We start from the raw sequence: 16,459 nt of genomic DNA, 5'->3' as shown, positions 1-16,459 counted from the left end.
TGCCGCCCCCACATCGAGAGTAGCGAGCCGACAAATCGTTCGCTCTCGCGCGTCGAGTCCGTTACACAGAACTCCATGGACGAAACCGTGCGTCTGCGCCAGGCGACGGCCGACGACCACGACGCGATCGTGGATCTGCTCGGCCACGTCTTCCACCACGACTACGACGACGAGGCCCGGGCTCTCGACCGCACGATCTGGGAGCCGGAGCGCTCGCTGGTGACCGACGACGACGGTGCGGTCGTCGGCCATACCACCGCCCTCACGCGCGACCTGACAGTTCCGGGCGCGGTGCTGCCGGCGGCCCACGTCACCGGGGTCGGCGTCGCGCCCACCCACCGGCGGCGCGGCCTGCTCACCGCCATGATGCACCGCCAGCTCACCGAGGTGGCCGAGGCCGGCCACGAGCCGATCGCGGTGCTCTGGGCCAGCGAGACGACGATCTACCCACGCTATGGGTACGGCCCGTCGGCCGGCGTGATGTCGCTCTCCGCGATGACGCGCGAGCTGCGCATACGCCCCGAGTTTTCGGGCGCCGACCTGCGGTTGAGGCTGGTCGACCCCAAGAAGTCGCGCGACGAGCTGGCCGCCGTCTACGCGCGGGTGGCCGAGTCGCGCGTGGGCTGGTCGAGCCGCCCCGGCGCGTGGTGGGATTTCCACCTGGCCGACCTCAAGGACAACCGCGGCGGCGCGACCTCGCGGCACGGCGTGATCTGCTACGACGCCGACGGCCAACCGGCCGGCTACGCACTATGGCGCACAAAGGGCAAATGGGATGAGTACGGCCCCGACGCCCAGGTCCGGGTCAACGAGCTCGCCGCCGACGACCCCGCGGTGTACGCGGCCCTGTGGCGCTTCCTGCTCGGCATCGACCTGGCCCGAAGTCTCGTCTACGAGGGCGGCGCGGTCGACGAGCCGCTGTACGTCATGGTCGACGAGCCTCGCCGGCTGGGCCGCAAGTACGAGGAGGCCCTCTGGGTCCGCATAGTCGACCTGCCGTCGGCGCTGGAGGCCCGCCGCTACCAGACCCCGGTCGATGTCGTCCTCGAGGTGACCGACCCGCTGCTGCCCGCGAACGCCGGCCGCTGGCGCCTGACCGGCGGCACCGACAAGGCGAGCTGCGTGCGCACCGAGGAGTCCCCCGACCTGGCCATGACGGTGACCGACCTGGGCGCCCTCTACCTGGGCGGCACCTCCCTGGGATCGCTGATCGACGCGGGCCGCGTCCGCCCGCTGACCGCCAACGTCCCCACGGCAGCCTTCGGCTGGCGCCGAGCGCCAAATCCGATCGAGGTGTTCTGAGTGCTCCAGGCGGCGGTACCGTCGGCACCATGGCCGAGCCCGAACGCCGACGCCGCCGCCTGCGTCCCTCTTCATCCCGCGCGACGGCGCCCCCCGTCCCGCCCTCGGACGACCCGCCCGCCGTCCCGCCCCCGGGGAACGAGGCGACCGGCCCCGACACGGCAGCCGGCCCCGGCGCCACGCCCACCCGCAACACGCTGACCCACCCCGCCACGGCAACCGACCCTGCCGCGGCCACCAGCACCACCGCACGCACCGACTCCAGCGCAGCACCCGGTTTCACCGCAGCACCCGGCTCCATCGCAGCAACCGAGTCTGACGCGGCCACCGGTTCCGCCCCGACCGGCACAGACGCAGCAACCGGCACGGGCGCGGTCACCGGCACGGGCGCGGTCACCGGCACCGGCGCGGTCACCGGCACCGGCGCGGTCACCGGCACCGGCGCAGTCACCGGCACCGGCGCAGTCACCGGCACCGGCGCAGTCACCGGCACCGGCGCGGTCACCGGCACCGGCGCGGTCACCGGCACGGGCGCGGTCACCGGCACGGACGCCGACCCCGAGGAAGCGGCGCGGCCCACGCCCCTGGCAGCCCGGCCCACCGACCGCATGCCGCGTGCCGGCCAGCCCCGTCGGCCATTCCCCGGCGCAGGTTCCCCTGGCCCCACCGGGAACGGCGGTGGCAGCGGCAACGGCAGTGGCAGCGGGAACGGCAACGGCAGTGGCAGCGGCAACGGCAGTGGCAGCGGGAACGGCGGCGGCACCGACGACCGCGAGGCCGAGCGTGGCCTGCGTGGCCTGGTGGGCAGCGGATCGTCGCAGGTCAGCGTCGGTGCGGCCCTGCGGGCGCGCGACGCGGCCCGCCCGTCGGACGAGCAGTTGGCCGACGCCGACCGCAACCTGACGATCGTCCGCCGCAACTGGGTGCCGCGCGAGGAACTTCCGCGTAACCGGTAGCGGGCGAAGCGGGCGTCAGCCCGCATCGCCCGGTTGGCCCGGCGGCCGGTAACGGCCTCGAGCGACCCCCAGCCTGTCCGCAAAAGCGGGGACTTATCCGGACCCGTACGGAAAAAGAAGCGAGAGAAACTCGCCCAGAGCTACCAAAAGGGGGCAAAGTCCCTGGTCAGGAAGCCGGGAGGTCGGGCAGCTTTCGGGACTGCTCGTAGTCGGCCAGCTGGGCGATGCGGCGGGCGTGACGCGGATTGCCCGAGAACGGCGTGGCCAGGAAGGTGTCCACAAAGGCCGTGGCATCGTCGGGGCTGTGCTCCCGGGCGCCAATGCTGATGATGTTGGCGTCGTTGTGCTGCCTCGCCAGCTGGGCGATCTCGGTGCGCCAGACCAGCGCGGCCCGGACGCCCTCGATCTTGTTGGCGGCGATCTGCTCGCCGTTGCCGGAGCCGCCGATGACGACGCCGAGCGAGCCCTCGTCGGCGACCACCTTGGCGCCGGTGTGCAGGCAGAAGGCCGGGTAGTCGTCCTCCGGGTCGTAGACGTGCGGTCCCACGTCCACGACGTCGTGGCCCTGCTTGGTCAGGTGGTTGACGAGGTGCATCTTCAGTTCGTAACCGGCGTGGTCCGAACCCAGGTAGACACGCATGTCCGAAGTCTCTCAGAACGTCAGGGCGGCGCGCAGCGAGGACGCGACTTGGTCGGTCGCGGCTCGTGCGGCGTCGATCACGGCCAGCTTGCGGGCGAAGCCGTGGTTGACGCCCATATAGCGGGTGTGCACGACCTGGACACCGGCGCTGACCAGGGCTTCCGCGTAGTCGGCGCCCTCGTCGCGGAGGGCGTCGTACTCGGCGGTGATGATCAGCGTGCTGGGCATGCCGGCGAGATCGGGTGTCGCGAAGATGGCGGCATCGGGGGTCAGGCGCTGCAGCGGGTCGGGGATGTAGGTCGCCCAGGCGAGCTTCATGCCGGCCCGGTCGAGGCCGTATTCGCCCACCTCGTCGTAGGAGGCGGACGCCGTCATCGGGTCGAGCGCCGGATAAATCAAGATCTGGTGGTCGAGCGGGGTGCCGGCGTCGCGCTGCCGTCTCGCGGCGATGGTCGCCAGCTGGGCGCCGGCGCTGTCGCCGCCGATGGCCAGGCGGGAAGCGTCTACGCCGATGTCGGATTTACGGACATAGGACAGGACGGTCTCGACGTCCTCGAGTGCGGCGGGGAAGACGTGCTCGGGGGCCAGGCGGTAGTCGACCGAGAGAACCGCGCAGCCGGAGCGGTCGGCTATGCGGCGGCACGTGCGGTCGACGGTCTCGATGCTGCCGTAGGACCAGCCGCCTCCGTGCAGGTAGACGAAGAGCGGGGCGTCCGGGCGGGTCGCGTAGAGACGGCAGGGCACGCCGTGCGCGTCGACCTCGGCGACCACGGCCAGCGGGATGGCGGGGCCGCACTCGGCGTCGACCGCGTCCTCCATCGCCTTGCGGGCGAACGTGAGCTGCGCGTAGGGATCGGCCGCGAGCACGTCGGACGGAGGACGGCGGCGGATCTTGTCCGCCGCCGTCACCTGCGGATGCAGCATGTCAGTCGAGCTGGGCGAGGACGAGGCCGCCGCGCGCCTTGGGGGTGAACCAGGTGCTCTTGCGGGGCAGCTTCTGCCGTTCCAGGTTGACCTTCACGAAGTCGTCGACCGTGACCGGGGCGACCAGCACGGCCAGCTCGGCGTGCTGGGCGTCGACCTCGCCGCGCAGCCAGGCCGCGGGGTAGTCGCCGCCGATGTAGGAGATCCGCTTGTCGCCCGGGTCGAGGCCGAGCACGTCGCCGAGCAACACCCGCTCTACCAGCGCGTGGTCGAGGTTTTCCACCGCCGGCAGATTCGGGTCGGCGGGCAGGCCGACCGCGAAGGTGCGGCCGCCCACGTACAGCTCGACCGTGCCCTTGGCCGGGATGCCGGCCGGACGCGGCAGCTCGTTGACCGTGGCGCCGGCCTCGCCCAGCCGCTTGAGCAGCTCGTCGAGCGGCAGCGGCAGCTCGCTGACCAGCCGGTTGTAGGGCTGGATGGCGACCGACGCGGGCGTGGTGACCACGGCGAGGAAGCGCGGCAGCCGGCCGGTCTGCGCGGCGAGGCTGCGGTGGTTGCCGTCGGCGACCACCAACTCGCCGCCGCCGGCCAGCGCGGTCAGCTGATCTTGAAGCGGACCCGGGCCGACCGGCCAGATGGCGTGGGTGCGCCCGGACTGGTCGACGTCGGTGGCGGCGGGATCCCCCGCCGCGTCGGTGGCGGCCGCCAGGGCCGCGTGCAGCTCGTCACCCTTGGCGGTCTGCAGCAGGAGTACGGGCGAGAGCAGCGTGCCCAGAGCGCCGGCCAGGGCCACCCGCTCGCGCACCTTCTCGATGAAGACCTCTTCGTTGCGGATGACGAGGCCGGCCTCGTCGGCGCTCGCGGAGATCTGGTCGGTGTCGACCATGCTCCACAGGCCGTACGCGGTGGGCTCGCCGGGCGCGGTGATCCGGTAGAGCACGACGACGTGCTCTGCCGGGAGGTAGTTGCCCTCGGCACGCTCCAGTGCGAGCCGGGCCACCGCGTCGGGGAGGGAGCCGGCGAAGGACTTGCCCAGGCTCTCGGGCGCCAGGTGGGGCATCTCGACGGCGAGAGAGCTGTGCGGATTGGCGGAGATGATGGCGGTGATTTCGGCGTCGTCGGCGAACTCGTCGTAGTTCTGCGCGCCGGTGGCCCCGGTGGTGAGCCAGGCCCGGCTGATCGAATGCACGACCGTCATGGCGCGCAACTTACCTGGTCGGACGTCGGTGCCGAGTCACCGGCATGTTCCCGCGTGACCTGGCTAACTGTGCTTTCCGCCACGCGCCGAGCGGGCGGCCGACCGGCATCGCCGAGACGATCACCGGCGGGGCCACCATAGCGGCCATTTCGGGCGTCAGGCCCACCCAGTCGGCTCGCTGCACGGCGATTGTCGACGTGGCGATCGTCTCCGAATCGGACATCTGTCCGTCTCCGCTCGTTCATGTGGGTCTTCGTTACCCCATCCAACGACCGGTAGTCGGGGCGGGTGGTGCGAACACGAGTTTCTGGTCCGATTTCAGCCGTACGTACTCCGGGTGAGGTGCGCTACGACCGGGACGAATACTCTGGCGGGGAATAGCTCGTGCGCTCTGAAGGAGAGTGGCTGTGGCCGGAGTTCGAAACTTGACACAGGTGGAGGCTGCCGATCGCGCCCGCCTGCTCGAGGTGACCGGATACGACGTCGCGTTGGACCTGACCGACGGGTACGGCAATCCGGGCGACGGCACCTTCCGCTCGACCACCGTCGTCACCTTCCGATGCGCCGAGCCCGGCGCCGAGACGTTCATCGAGACCGCGGCCGCCTCGGTGCGCTCGGCAACGCTGAACGGGATCTCGCTCGACCTCGGCGGGTTCTCCGCCGAGAAGGGGCTGTCGCTGACCGGCCTCGCCGCCGAGAACGAGCTGGTGGTCGACGCCGACTTCGCGTACTCGGCGAGCGGCCAGGGCCTGCAGCGCAGCCTCGACCCGGTCGACAAGGAGATCTACCTCTACAGCCAGTTCGAGACGGCCGACGCGCAGCGGGTGTTCGCCTGCTTCGACCAGCCCGACCTCAAGAGCGTGTTCACGTGGCACGCCACCGTGCCGAAGCATTGGAAGGTCATCTCGAACATGCCGGTCGGTTCCGAGGCCGCGGCCGGTCCGGGCGCCAAGACCGTGCACTTCGAGACGTCGCCGCGGATGAGCACGTACATCGCCGCCATCTGTGCGGGGCCGTACCACGAGGTCCGCGAGGAGCACGACGGCATCTCGCTCGGCGCCTTCTGCCGGGCGTCGATGGCGCAGTACCTCGACCCCGACGACCTGTTCCTGATCACCAAGCAGGGCTTCGACTTCTTCCACGAGCAGTTCGGCGTGCGGTACCCGCTGCCGAAGTACGACCAGCTGTGGGTGCCCGACTTCAACGCCGGCGCCATGGAGAACTTCGGCTGCGTGACCCACGCCGAGGCGCATTACATCTTCCGGTCGCAGGTCACCGACTTCGAGTACGAGCAGCGGGCGAACACGATCCTGCACGAGCTCGCGCACATGTGGTTCGGCGACCTGGTCACCATGCGCTGGTGGAACGACCTGTGGCTCAACGAGTCGTTCGCCGAGTGGGCCAGCCACTGGTGCAACTCGAAGGCAACCCGGTTCACCGACGCGTGGACGACGTTCCTGTCGGTCCGCAAGAGCTGGGGCTACCGGCAGGACCAGCTGTCCTCGACGCACCCGGTCTACTGCGAGATGCCCGACCTGGAGGCCGTCGAGGTCAACTTCGACGGCATCACGTACGCCAAGGGCGCCGGCGTGATCAAGCAACTGGTCGCGTACGTGGGGATCGACTCGTTCATCACCGGCCTGCGGGCGTACTTCCACAAGCACGCGTGGGGCAACGCCACCTTCGACGACCTGCTCACCGAGCTCGAGGCGGCGTCCGGCCGCGAACTGCGCAAGTTCGCGGCGCAGTGGCTCGAGACCGCCCAGGTCAACACGCTGCGCCCGATTGTCGAGATCGGCGTGGACGGCACGTACTCGAGCGTCGTCGTGAAGCAGGAGGCCCCGGCCGAGTACCCGACGCTGCGCACCCACCGCATCGGCGTCGGCCTCTACGACCTGCAGGGCGACCGGCTGGTCCGACGCGACATGCTCGAGCTCGACGTGACCGGTGAGCGCACCGAGATCCCGGCGCTGGTCGGGGTGCCGGCCGCCGACGTGCTGCTGCTCAACGACGACGACCTGTCGTACACGAAGCTGCGCCTCGACGAGCGGTCACTGGCCACGGTGGTCACCCACATCGCGGGGATCGACTCGTCGCTGTCCCGTGCGCTGGTGTGGAACGCGGCGTGGGACATGCTGCGCGACGCCGAGATGGCCGCCCGCGACTACGTCACGCTGGTCTGCTCGGGCCTGCCCCGCGAGACCGACATCAACCTCACCACCTGGACGGTGCGGCAGGCGGCCAGCGCGGTCGCGCAGTACGCCGACCCGGCCTGGCAGCCGACCGGCTGGGCGAAGCTCGCCGAGCTGTCGCGAGGGGCGCTGGCCACCGCCGAACCGGGCAGCGGCTGGCAGCTGAGTTGGGCGCGGTCGTTCATCAGCGCGGCGCGCACCCCCGAGGAGCAGGCCGTGCTCCGCGGCTGGCTCTCGGGCCAGGGCGTGCCCGAAGGCCTCGTCGTCGACACCGAGCTGCGCTGGGCGCTGCTGCAGGCGCTGACCTCGCTCGGCGCGGCCGGCCTCGACGAGATCGAGGACGAGCTGTCCGGCGACCGTACGGCCAGCGGCGAGCGGGAGGCGGCGATCGCGCGGGCGCTGATCCCGACGGCGGAGAGCAAGGCCGCGGTCTGGGCCGAGCTGACCGGCGAGGAGGGCGTGCCGAACTGGCTCAACCGGTCGCTGCTGTCCGGATTCCAGAGCGTCAAGCAGGTTGCGCTCACGGCGCCGTACGCGGCGAAGTTCTTCGAGGTCGTGGGCGACGTGTGGGCCCGCTCGGACAGCGAGCCGGCGCAAGAGTTCGTGATGCTCGGCTACCCCGTCTACCAGATCAGCGAGGAGACGATCGCGCTGACCGACGCGTGGCTGGCCCGCGATGGCCAGCCGGCGTCGCTGCGCCGCCTGGTGGCCGAGGGCCGCGACGGCGTGACACGGGCCCTGAAGGCCCGCGCGCGCGACGAGGCCGCGGCCTAGATCCAGGCCGCCGGAGCTATGCGGACGGGATAGGGGGCGTCGAGCTTGATCGGCTCGGCGCCCTCGATGCTGTGCTCGGGGCGGTAGCGGGCGCCGCCGAGGACGTACGTGCGCAGCAGCGGGGTCGCGGCGCCCGGCTCGACCCGCCAGAACGCGTGGATGCCGGCCTCCGCATACAGCGTGGGCTTGAGGATGCGGTCGTATCGGCGGGTCGCCGGAGTCTCCACCTCGACCACCAGGGCCACGTCGGCCGGGTCGCTCCAGATCGCGCCGGACGAGCGCGGACGCAGCACAGTGACGTCGGGCACCAGATTGCTCTCGCCGATCTCTATGCCGAGGCGGTCGCAGACCCACCAGCCGGGCGGCGCGGCCGCGCGCAGCGTGGTGACGACGGCGCGGACGACCGCGTCGTGCGATTCCGGCGGCGGGGGCGTCACGTGCAGGCAGCCGTCGACGATCTCGTAGCGGTGGCCGTCCTGCGGGAACAGGTGGAGGTCGGGCTCGGTCCACACGCCGTCGGGCGCGCTCCACCGGGGCGGGGTGCTCGCAACCTGACTCGTCATCACCAAGGCGGTCACCTCCGGCTTCGTTACCGTGGCATGCCAGCCTACTCACTGTGCGTATGTTTCGGCCACGTTTCACGGCCTTTTGACACACATGCAAACGGCCCTCGTCGCTCGCCGACGAGGGCCGCTACGTACGCCCGCAATCGCCCCGCTGATGAGGAGGCGATTGCCCGCGGAGCGAAGCGAAGCCAGCTAGCTCAGTGCCGTCCCGCATGGGAGGCAAGCTGGTCGATGCCGGAAAGGATGCCGCCGGCGAGGTCGCCGCCCGCGAACGCGGCGGCCATCGAGAGGCCGGCCAGCTTCGCGTCGCGGTCGGAGATGCGCTTGCGCGCCTCGTTGCCGGTGACGATCTCGAGCCTGCGCTGGTTGGGCGAGACCGCGATGAGCACGGCGTGCGCCGAGTCGTCGATCTGCTTGTGCAGGTTTTCCGCGGCCTCGCGGCTCGGAGTCCCGAGCTCGCCGATGTAGACGCTGAACGTCAGGCCGGTCTGTTTGTCGGCCACCCTCAGCGCCTCGTCGAGGCGCAGCAGCTGCCGGGTCGTGAAGGGGCCGTCCAGAACCGCGTTGGGGCCCAGCTGCTCGGGGTCGGCCGCCAGGGTGTCGCCGCCCGCGTGATCCAGCGCGGTCAGCGGCTGCTCGCGCCCCACTTCACCAACTGTCACTTGCGCCTCCTACAGGGCCGGGGAGAACCCGATGTCCGGTGGCGTCCTCGAGGATTCCCGCCTCGATCGCCTTCTGGTGCCCATCGGCGGTCACGGCCGTTCCGGTGACCTGCTCGGGCGAGGCCAGGAACCAGATCGGCTGGAAGTCATAGGGCCGGCCCGGCCGGTACCGGCGGGTGCGCTTGGTGCGGTCGCCGCCCGAGAGGACCAGCGACGCCACCAGCAGGATGATGGCGGCCGGAATGATCAAAAAGACCAATACGGTGCTTGATATCGACAACCTCAACGCCCCCAGGCGCCAGTTTCCCATTTGATCCGAACAACAGTCACGGTAGCGGAGACCGGGACGTGCCGGACCGTCGGGTCTTGAACCCAAGTCCTACACACCGGTCTCACGCCGTCGGGATCTACGCGGAACTGGCGTCGAGGTGCGAAAATCACCCTCACGCGCCGTTCGTGTCCTTGTGCCCGCGGACGGCAGGAGGGGGATCTCATGCGCACGTCTGTCCCTGCCGCCCTGGCGGCGCTCCTCACGGGCCTGTTTGTGCTGTTCCTGGACCCTTCGGCGGCGCGGGCCGCGGCCATCTACCTCGAGCTCAACCCGAGCACGGTTCCCGCCGGCGACCAGGTCGGTCTGCGCGCCTCGTGTGACGACAACCTCAAAGCGGCGAGCGTCTCGTCGTCGCTGTTCGGCAACGTCGCGGTGAATCCGCAGTTCGGACTTCTCAGCGCCACGGTGACGGTGCCGGCGAGCACCAAGCCGGGCGACTACAAGTTCGAGCTGCACTGCCCCGACAACAAGGCCGCCTCGGCCACGCTGCACGTGGTCGCCAAGGTCGAGCCGGCGCAGGGCCCGGCCACCGGTGGCGGCGGTACCGCGCCGGAGCGGTACGCGCCGATGCTGATCGGCAGCGGGCTCGCCGTGATCGGCGCCGGGTTAGCGCTCGGCCTCACGACCCTGCGACGCCGTCGACTCGGCTGAGGCACCCGTGGCTCGCCGACCGACGCCGGTGCCCGGCTCCCGCATGCCCGGCTCGCGCATGCCCGGCTCCCGCATGCCCGGCTCCCGCATGCCCGGCTCCCGCATGCCCGAGTCGGTGCTGCGCAAGCAGCCCGCCCAGATCGTCGCTCCGCCGCCGGGGACCATCACCGGTCCGCTGCCGCCAACGCCGTCGGCGCCGGGTCGTCACCCTTTTCGGGCCCCGCACCCCCGGCCGAAGCCGAAGGACCCGCCCCGGCCGGGCCGCGGCCGGAAGCCCTGGCCGATCGGGCCGATCGTGCTCGGCCTGGTCTTCTTCGGCCTGTTCCTGGTGGCGATGGGCATCGGGGCGGCGACCAGCATCGACCTGCCGCAGATCTTCGACCGCAAGTCGTCCGGCGAGCCGCCGCCGCGCTCGTTCCCGGTGCTCGACCCGAGCCGGCCCGAGCGGCTCACCATCCCGTCGATCAAGGTGGCGGCGCCGATCCTCGATGTGGGTCTGTCCACCGACGGGTCGTCGGTCGGAGTGCCGCCGCTCAGGCGGCACAACGAGGCCGGCTGGTTCGACGGCGGGCCGACGCCGGGTCAGTTCGGCCCGGCGCTGATCGTCGGGCACGCCGACACGAAGACCGGGCCGTCGGTCTTCCACGACCTGCCCAAGCTGAAGCCGGGGCAGCGGATCGAGGTCCTGCGGGCCGACAACTCGGTGGCGATCTTCGAGGTCAACTCGGTCGAGCACTTCAACAAGGGCAAACTGCCCATCCAGCGCGTGTACGGCGACTACAGCCGCCCATCCCTACGCCTGATGACCTGCGGCGGCGACTGGCTAGGCGGCAACACCGGCTACCAGGACAACATCGTCGTATTCGCCTCGCTGGTATCCACAAAAAACAACTAAGCCGCTTCGGCAGAGGCTGCCGGGGCGGCTGGTAGGTCGAGCCAATCGGCCCAACGGGGGTCTGGCGTGCGGTGCCCGAGCACTCGCCACGCGACCCCGCGTGGCGCTTGCGGTAGCGCGTGGAGCCTCCAGCCGAGCTCGGCCGGGGTCTTGTCGCCCTTGCTGTGGTTGCACTTGGCGCATGCGGCCACGACGTTCTCCCAGGCGTGCAGGCCGCCGCGGCTGCGCGGGAACACGTGGTCGATGGTCTCGGCCGAGCCGCGGCAGTAGGCGCAGCGGCCGCCGTCCCGGGCGAAGATCGCGCGGCGGGAGAGGCCGACGTGCGTGCGGTACGGAACCTTCACGTACCGGGTGAGGCGCACCACCGACGGAACCGGGAGGTTCTGGTGGGCGCTGTGCAGGATGCCGTCCCCGTCGGAGACGGCCTCTGCCTTGGCGGTCAGGACGAGAATGGTCGCTCGACGCACCGATACGACGCACAGCGGCTCGTACGTGGCGTTCAGTACTAACGCGGATGAGCCCACTGTTGGTCGTATGTCAGGCATCGCGATCACCCTCCGGTGTAGGTGCTGCCAACCGCTCCCGGTTCGTCGCTGTCGTGGTCCGTGCGCCAATAGTCCCTGATGAATAACCAAATTGCGAGCGCAATCCGTAGCGGGACGGTAAACGTCTGAGGTCTGCGGGCTGTGTGACACCTGAAAGGCGGCCCAGGTTCGCCCGGTACGGTGGCTCCCCGTGCTACTCCTTGCCCCTTCTCCCGCGCCGTCGCCGACGCCCGACGTCTACAAGACGATCGACGTGACCTCGATCTGCAACACCGACTGGGTGTGCAGCCGCGTCTTCGAGTGGACGGGCAACCAATGGCTGGCCAACTCCAGCTACTGGATCATCACGAAGCCGCTGCGGATCCTCGCGATCATCCTGATCGCCATGCTGATCCGCTGGCTGCTGCACCGATCGATCCAGCGGCTGACCAACAGCACCACCCGGGCCTCGATGCCGGCCCTGCTCAAGCCGCTCAAGGAGCGGACCGCGCAGACCGCCGAGGAGGGGCAGTTCATCCCCGAACGACGGCGCCAGCGGGCCGAGGCGATCGGGTCGGTGCTGCGCAGCTTCGTCACGGCCGTGGTCTTCACGATGGCGGCGCTGCTGGTCTTCGGCGAGCTCGGCTTCAACCTCGGCCCGCTGCTGGCCAGCGCCGGCATCGTCGGCGTGGCGCTCGGCTTCGGCGCGCAGAGCCTGGTCAAGGATCTCATCGCGGGTCTGTTCATGCTGCTCGAGGACCAGTACGGCGTGGGCGACACGGTCGACCTGGGCGAGGCGGTCGGCGTGGTCGAGACGGTCGGCCTGCGGATCACCACGGTCCGGGACATGCGCGGCGTGCTCTGGTACATCCGCAACGGCGAGATCGTGCGGGTCGGCAACAAGAGTCAGGGCTGGGTGCTCGTGGTGATCGACATCCCGATCGGCTTCGTCAACTCGGAGGAGGCGATCGGCGTGCTCAAGGCGGCCGCGCGGACGGTCGCCGAATCGGCCGACCACAAGAACGAGTTCCTCGAGCCGCCGGACGTGGTCGGCGTCGAGCAGCTGACCGTCGACGGCGCGGTCATCCGGACCATCGCGAAGACCACCGCGGACGGCCAGCCGGTCGTCCAACGCGAACTACGTAGTGCGCTGACGGAGGCCCTGGAGCTGGGCGGACTCTCCGAACGCATCGCTGCCTCTCGATTGCTGCCGCGCTCGGCGGTGCCGCCGGCTTTCGTGCGACCTTCTGAACCGGAGCCGGACCAGGGCAGTGCCACTTGAGCTGGGATTAGTTCGTCCGGGGGATGTCGGCCCTCCACCGAATGGCCGACAATCCCCCCGTACGCCCTAGCATCGACTCGGACGATCGGGCAGAATCCGCTAAAGCTAAAGCATCTGCACATGCGGCATCACGTTCCCGCCGGGCCCACCCGCGGGCGTGCCCGGCAGTCGTCGCGACCCGGCGAGCGCCGAGATCGATGGAGGACCTGGTGTCCGAGGAACCCGCCCGGGAAGCCGACGCGGCCAAAGCGGTGACGGAAAGCGACCGACCGGTTACGTTCCGTGATGTCTTCGCCATACGCGAGTATCGCGCGATCTACACCTCCACGCAGGTGAACTGGATCGGCGACTATCTGGCCAAGGCAGCCGTCACCCTCCTCGTCTACCAGCAAAGCGACTCGGTCCTGCTGTCCGCGGCGGCCTTCGGCGTCAGCTTCCTCCCCTGGATCATCGGCGGGACCCTGCTGTCCGCGCTCGCGGAGCGTTACCCGTACCGCCGGGTGCTGATCTCCGCCGACCTGTTCCGCATCGTGCCCACCTCGCTGCTGCTGGTGCCGCACATCCCGATCTGGATCATGGTGGTGCTGGTCTTCCTGGCCAGCCTCGGCGTGCCGCCCACGCAATCGGCCCGGTCCGCGCTGCTCCCCCACCTGGTGGGCCGCGAGAAGCTGCCCACCGCGATCGCGATCAACCAGACCACCACGCAGGCCGCCCAGGTCTTCGGATACATGGTCGGCGCCACGATCGCGACCGTGGTCAGCCCCCGGCTGGCCCTCGGCATCGACGTGCTGACCTTCGCCCTCTCCGCCACGATCGTCACGCTTGGCGTCCGGCCGCGCCCGGCCGCTCGCACCCGGGCCCAGCGCACCCACCTGCTGCACGAGTCGGCCGAGGGCTTCCGGCTCGTCTTCGGCCGGCGGGTGCTGCGCTCGATCGTGGTGCTCGTCTGCCTGAGCGCGATGATCACGGTGGTGCCCGAGGCGCTCGCCGCGGCCTGGGCCGCCCTCGGCAGCACCGACCCGGCCGCCCGCGGCCTCGACCAGGGCCTGATCATGGCGGCCTCCCCGGTCGGCTTCGTCATCGGCGGGCTGCTCACCACCCGCCTGGCCGGCCCGGCCCTGCGTGACCGGCTCATCCGGCCGTACGCGGTGCTCGGCGCGCTCGTACTCGCGCCGGCGCTGTTCAGCCCGCCGCCGATCGTGGCGGCGCTGCTCGTGATGCTCTCCGGCATCTTCGTGGGCGGGCTGTCGCCGACGCTCAACGGCAAGTTCGTGCTGATGATCCCGCACGGCTATCGCGCGCGGGCGTACGGCGTGGTGCAGACCGGCATGCAGCTCAGCCAGTTCGCCGGCGTGATGCTCGGCGGCGTCCTCGCCGACAGCTACCGGCTGCCGATCGTGGTCGGGGTCTGGAGTCTCGCGGGCTCGGTGGTGCTGCTCGCGCTGGTGGCGCGCTGGCCGGCCAAGAGCGAGTTCGACACGGCGATCGAAGAGGCGGCCGCGACGATGCCGCCGGTCGTGCCCGCGCCCGCCGCCCCGGCCGACGAGCCGATCCGGGCCGCCGAGCCGATCCGGGCCGCCGAGCCGATCCGGGCCGCCGAGCCGATCCGGGCCGCGGGGCCGGTCGACGACTACCAACCGGCGCACCTGTCCAGGGCGCCGGGCGAGACCACGGCCGCGTCCAAGCCGTACAAGCCGGCGCACGCGGCGACGACGAGCGTCACACCCGAGCGGCCCTGACCGCCGCCGTCCGCCGGCCCGACGGCTGGCAGGATGGAGAGGTGACGGACGAGCCCACCTTCTATGACGCGATCGGCGGCGAGCCCACCTTCCGCCGGCTCGTCGACCGCTTCTACGAGGGCGTCGCCGCCGACCCGCTGCTCCGGCCGATGTATCCCGAGGACGACCTCGGTCCCGCGGCCGACCGGCTGACGTTGTTCCTCATGCAGTACTGGGGCGGCCCGAACACATACTCGGCAACTCGCGGCCACCCGCGGCTGCGCATGCGGCACGCGCCGTTCACCGTGAACCCGGCCGCCCGCGACGCCTGGCTCGAGCACATGCGCGACGCGGTCGACTCACTCGAACTGCCCGAGCCGTATCACAAGACCCTCTGGGACTACCTGGAGCGAGCGGCCTACTTCATGGTCAATAGCATGGAATAGGACGTTTCCGGCGCACCGGGTGGCTCGTTGTCTCGATGACAACCGATCACCGCGTCCTGGAGTCGCCCGCATGCGTCGTCGCCTGCTCGCCGCCGCCGTCCTCGTCGCAGCCGCCGTCGCCTGCGCCCATCCGGCCGAGGCCGACATGGCCCAGTCCACGATCGTCTCGACCAACCCCGTCGACTGGACGCCGCACGTCCTCGACGGCACCGTCTGGAGCATGACCGTCGTCGGCGACACCGTCGTCGTCGGCGGCGCCTTCACCAAGGTCGCCGACAACAGCCGCCGCAACACGTACGCCCGGAAGAACATCTTCGCGTTCGACCTGGGCACCGGCGCGATCCGCTCGTTCGCGCCGGCCGTGGACGGCGCGGTCTACGCGCTCACCCCGGGCGCCGACAGCACCGTGTACGCCGGAGGGGCCTTCAAGTCCGTCAACGGCATCTCCCAGCGCGGCGTGACCCGGCTGAGCCTGTCGGGCCAGCGCGTCTCCTCGTTCGGCGCGAAGATCAATTGGGGCGACGTGCGCGCGCTGACGGCGCGAGGCAATTATCTGTACGCCGGCGGCACGTTCTCCGCGATCAACGGCGTGAACCGGGCCGCGCTCGCCCGGATGAACGCGACCACCGGCGCGGTCGACAGCGGCTTCGATCCCCGGCTGTCCGCGCCCGGCCTGAGCCGCACCCGGGTCGAGCATTTCGACATCTCCCCCGACGGCCGCCGGCTGGTCGCGATCGGCGCCCTGCTCCGGTCGGGCGGCTACGACCGTACGCAGATCGCCATGTTCGACGTCGGCGGCCCGACCGCGGCGCTGACCAGCTGGTACACCGACGCGTACAAGCCGGCTTGCATGAAGGGCTTCGACACGTACCTGCGGCAGGTGAAGTTCTCCCCCGACGGGTCGTACTTCGTGGTCGCGGCGACCGGGCGCGCCTCCTCGCCCGACCGGCTCTGCGACTCGGCGGCCCGCTTCGAGACCGGCGGCACGGGCCGGCACAACCCGACCTGGGTGCAGCGCACCGGCGGCGACTCGCTGTACGCCGTCGCCGTGACCGGGACCGCCGTCTACCTGGGTGGTCACCAGCGCTACTTCGACAACCCGTACGGCACCGACGCGAAGGGCCCCGGCCCGGGCGCGGTCGCCCGCCCCGGCATCGGCGCGGTCAGCCCGACAACAGGCCGCGCTCTCTCCTGGAACCCGACCCGCGCACGCGGCGTAGGCGTACGCGTCTTCGTGGTCACCACACACGGCCTGCTGGTCGGATCGGACACGGACCAGCTGGGCCGCGAATACCACGGCCGAGTCGGCATGTTCCCGCTGTGAGCCCCCGCAATCACCCCGTATTTCGGGGCGCCCAGAACCAGGGGACGACCCGCGATGCCGGAGGCGACGCCAGC

16 protein-coding genes are annotated in these 16,459 nt (G+C 70.7%); 9 read left to right on the top strand and 7 right to left on the bottom strand.

What is annotated here, in order from left to right:
• The first annotated feature begins 75 nt into the window (after positions 1 to 75).
• A complete protein-coding gene (locus ACIA5D_RS14305) occupies positions 76 to 1,302 on the top strand; it encodes a GNAT family N-acetyltransferase (RefSeq protein WP_396030314.1) in 1,227 nt (408 codons plus the stop codon).
• Positions 1,303 to 1,331: 29 nt separating this feature from the next.
• On the top strand, positions 1,332 to 2,258 hold the full coding sequence (locus ACIA5D_RS14300; protein WP_396030313.1) for a hypothetical protein: 927 nt from the start codon (positions 1,332 to 1,334) through the stop codon (positions 2,256 to 2,258).
• Between the two features lie 166 nt (positions 2,259 to 2,424).
• Here ACIA5D_RS14300 and ACIA5D_RS14295 read toward each other — a convergent pair whose 3' ends face one another.
• From ACIA5D_RS14295 to ACIA5D_RS14285, 3 genes are read right to left on the bottom strand one after another with little or no spacing between them, the layout of a single operon-like run.
• Entirely contained in the window at positions 2,425 to 2,898 is a 474-nt protein-coding gene (locus tag ACIA5D_RS14295) for a ribose-5-phosphate isomerase (protein ID WP_396030312.1), read from the bottom strand.
• Positions 2,899 to 2,910: 12 nt separating this feature from the next.
• Entirely contained in the window at positions 2,911 to 3,822 is a 912-nt protein-coding gene (locus ACIA5D_RS14290) for an alpha/beta hydrolase (protein WP_396030311.1), read from the bottom strand.
• 1 nt (position 3,823) lies between these two features.
• Positions 3,824 to 5,020: a DUF1015 family protein gene (locus tag ACIA5D_RS14285; protein ID WP_396030310.1), complete on the bottom strand. Its 1,197-nt coding sequence runs from the start codon at positions 5,018 to 5,020 to the stop codon at positions 3,824 to 3,826.
• Between the two features lie 407 nt (positions 5,021 to 5,427).
• Here ACIA5D_RS14285 and pepN point away from each other — a divergent pair, with 407 nt between their 5' ends.
• Positions 5,428 to 7,986: an aminopeptidase N gene (pepN, locus tag ACIA5D_RS14280; RefSeq protein ID WP_396030309.1), complete on the top strand. Its 2,559-nt coding sequence runs from the start codon at positions 5,428 to 5,430 to the stop codon at positions 7,984 to 7,986.
• Here the strand turns inward: pepN and ACIA5D_RS14275 are convergent.
• The 3 genes from ACIA5D_RS14275 to ACIA5D_RS14265 form a co-directional block, all read right to left on the bottom strand.
• Entirely contained in the window at positions 7,983 to 8,549 is a 567-nt protein-coding gene (locus ACIA5D_RS14275; protein ID WP_396030308.1) for a Uma2 family endonuclease, read from the bottom strand. The two genes, pepN and ACIA5D_RS14275, sit on opposite strands and share 4 nt — an antisense overlap.
• Positions 8,550 to 8,749: 200 nt before the next feature.
• Positions 8,750 to 9,148 carry a DUF5130 family protein gene (locus ACIA5D_RS14270; RefSeq protein WP_396030358.1) on the bottom strand — a complete coding sequence of 133 codons (399 nt, stop codon included), beginning with the start codon at positions 9,146 to 9,148 and terminating at the stop codon, positions 8,750 to 8,752.
• 52 nt (positions 9,149 to 9,200) lie between these two features.
• Positions 9,201 to 9,473, bottom strand: a complete 273-nt coding sequence (locus tag ACIA5D_RS14265; protein WP_396030307.1) for a hypothetical protein — start codon at positions 9,471 to 9,473, stop codon at positions 9,201 to 9,203.
• A gap of 234 nt (positions 9,474 to 9,707) precedes the next feature.
• Between ACIA5D_RS14265 and ACIA5D_RS14260 the strand changes: the two genes are divergently transcribed.
• Both ACIA5D_RS14260 and ACIA5D_RS14255 read left to right on the top strand, forming a co-directional pair.
• Positions 9,708 to 10,196, top strand: a complete 489-nt coding sequence (locus ACIA5D_RS14260) for a hypothetical protein (RefSeq protein ID WP_396030306.1) — start codon at positions 9,708 to 9,710, stop codon at positions 10,194 to 10,196.
• A gap of 7 nt (positions 10,197 to 10,203) precedes the next feature.
• On the top strand, positions 10,204 to 11,091 hold the full coding sequence (locus ACIA5D_RS14255; RefSeq protein ID WP_396030305.1) for a class F sortase: 888 nt from the start codon (positions 10,204 to 10,206) through the stop codon (positions 11,089 to 11,091).
• Here ACIA5D_RS14255 and ACIA5D_RS14250 read toward each other — a convergent pair.
• Positions 11,088 to 11,636, bottom strand: coding sequence for an HNH endonuclease (locus ACIA5D_RS14250; RefSeq protein ID WP_396030304.1), 549 nt, complete (start codon positions 11,634 to 11,636; stop codon positions 11,088 to 11,090). The two genes, ACIA5D_RS14255 and ACIA5D_RS14250, sit on opposite strands and share 4 nt — an antisense overlap.
• A gap of 190 nt (positions 11,637 to 11,826) precedes the next feature.
• On the opposite strand from ACIA5D_RS14250, the gene ACIA5D_RS14245 reads away from it, so the two are divergent.
• The 4 genes from ACIA5D_RS14245 (at position 11,827) to ACIA5D_RS14230 (ending at position 16,385) form a co-directional block, all read left to right on the top strand.
• Positions 11,827 to 12,897 carry a mechanosensitive ion channel family protein gene (locus ACIA5D_RS14245; protein ID WP_396030303.1) on the top strand — a complete coding sequence of 357 codons (1,071 nt, stop codon included), beginning with the start codon at positions 11,827 to 11,829 and terminating at the stop codon, positions 12,895 to 12,897.
• Positions 12,898 to 13,106: 209 nt separating this feature from the next.
• A complete protein-coding gene (locus tag ACIA5D_RS14240; RefSeq protein ID WP_396030302.1) occupies positions 13,107 to 14,636 on the top strand; it encodes an MFS transporter in 1,530 nt (509 codons plus the stop codon).
• A gap of 41 nt (positions 14,637 to 14,677) precedes the next feature.
• The gene (locus ACIA5D_RS14235; protein WP_396030301.1) at positions 14,678 to 15,061 is read left to right on the top strand and encodes a globin; all 384 of its coding nucleotides are present in this window, start codon (positions 14,678 to 14,680) and stop codon (positions 15,059 to 15,061) included.
• Positions 15,062 to 15,131: 70 nt separating this feature from the next.
• Positions 15,132 to 16,385 carry a PKD domain containing protein gene (locus ACIA5D_RS14230; protein ID WP_396030300.1) on the top strand — a complete coding sequence of 418 codons (1,254 nt, stop codon included), beginning with the start codon at positions 15,132 to 15,134 and terminating at the stop codon, positions 16,383 to 16,385.
• The last annotated feature ends 74 nt before the right edge of the window (positions 16,386 to 16,459 follow it).

The sequence above is a fragment of the Actinoplanes sp. NPDC051513 genome (genome assembly GCF_044454685.1).
GTDB lineage: Bacteria > Actinomycetota > Actinomycetes > Mycobacteriales > Micromonosporaceae > Actinoplanes.
The sequence above is the reverse complement of the archived record's forward strand: the minus strand, read 5'-3'. Positions and strand labels throughout refer to the sequence as shown.

Coding starts and splice junctions, on each gene's coding strand:
- ACIA5D_RS14305 (WP_396030314.1), top strand. CDS start 76: ATGGACGAAACCGTGCGTCTGCGCCAGGCGACGGCCGACGACCACGAC.
- ACIA5D_RS14300 (WP_396030313.1), top strand. CDS start 1,332: ATGGCCGAGCCCGAACGCCGACGCCGCCGCCTGCGTCCCTCTTCATCC.
- ACIA5D_RS14295 (WP_396030312.1), bottom strand. CDS start 2,898: ATGCGTGTCTACCTGGGTTCGGACCACGCCGGTTACGAACTGAAGATG.
- ACIA5D_RS14290 (WP_396030311.1), bottom strand. CDS start 3,822: ATGCTGCATCCGCAGGTGACGGCGGCGGACAAGATCCGCCGCCGTCCT.
- ACIA5D_RS14285 (WP_396030310.1), bottom strand. CDS start 5,020: ATGACGGTCGTGCATTCGATCAGCCGGGCCTGGCTCACCACCGGGGCC.
- ACIA5D_RS14275 (WP_396030308.1), bottom strand. CDS start 8,549: ATGACGAGTCAGGTTGCGAGCACCCCGCCCCGGTGGAGCGCGCCCGAC.
- ACIA5D_RS14260 (WP_396030306.1), top strand. CDS start 9,708: ATGCGCACGTCTGTCCCTGCCGCCCTGGCGGCGCTCCTCACGGGCCTG.
- ACIA5D_RS14250 (WP_396030304.1), bottom strand. CDS start 11,636: ATGCCTGACATACGACCAACAGTGGGCTCATCCGCGTTAGTACTGAAC.
- ACIA5D_RS14230 (WP_396030300.1), top strand. CDS start 15,132: ATGCGTCGTCGCCTGCTCGCCGCCGCCGTCCTCGTCGCAGCCGCCGTC.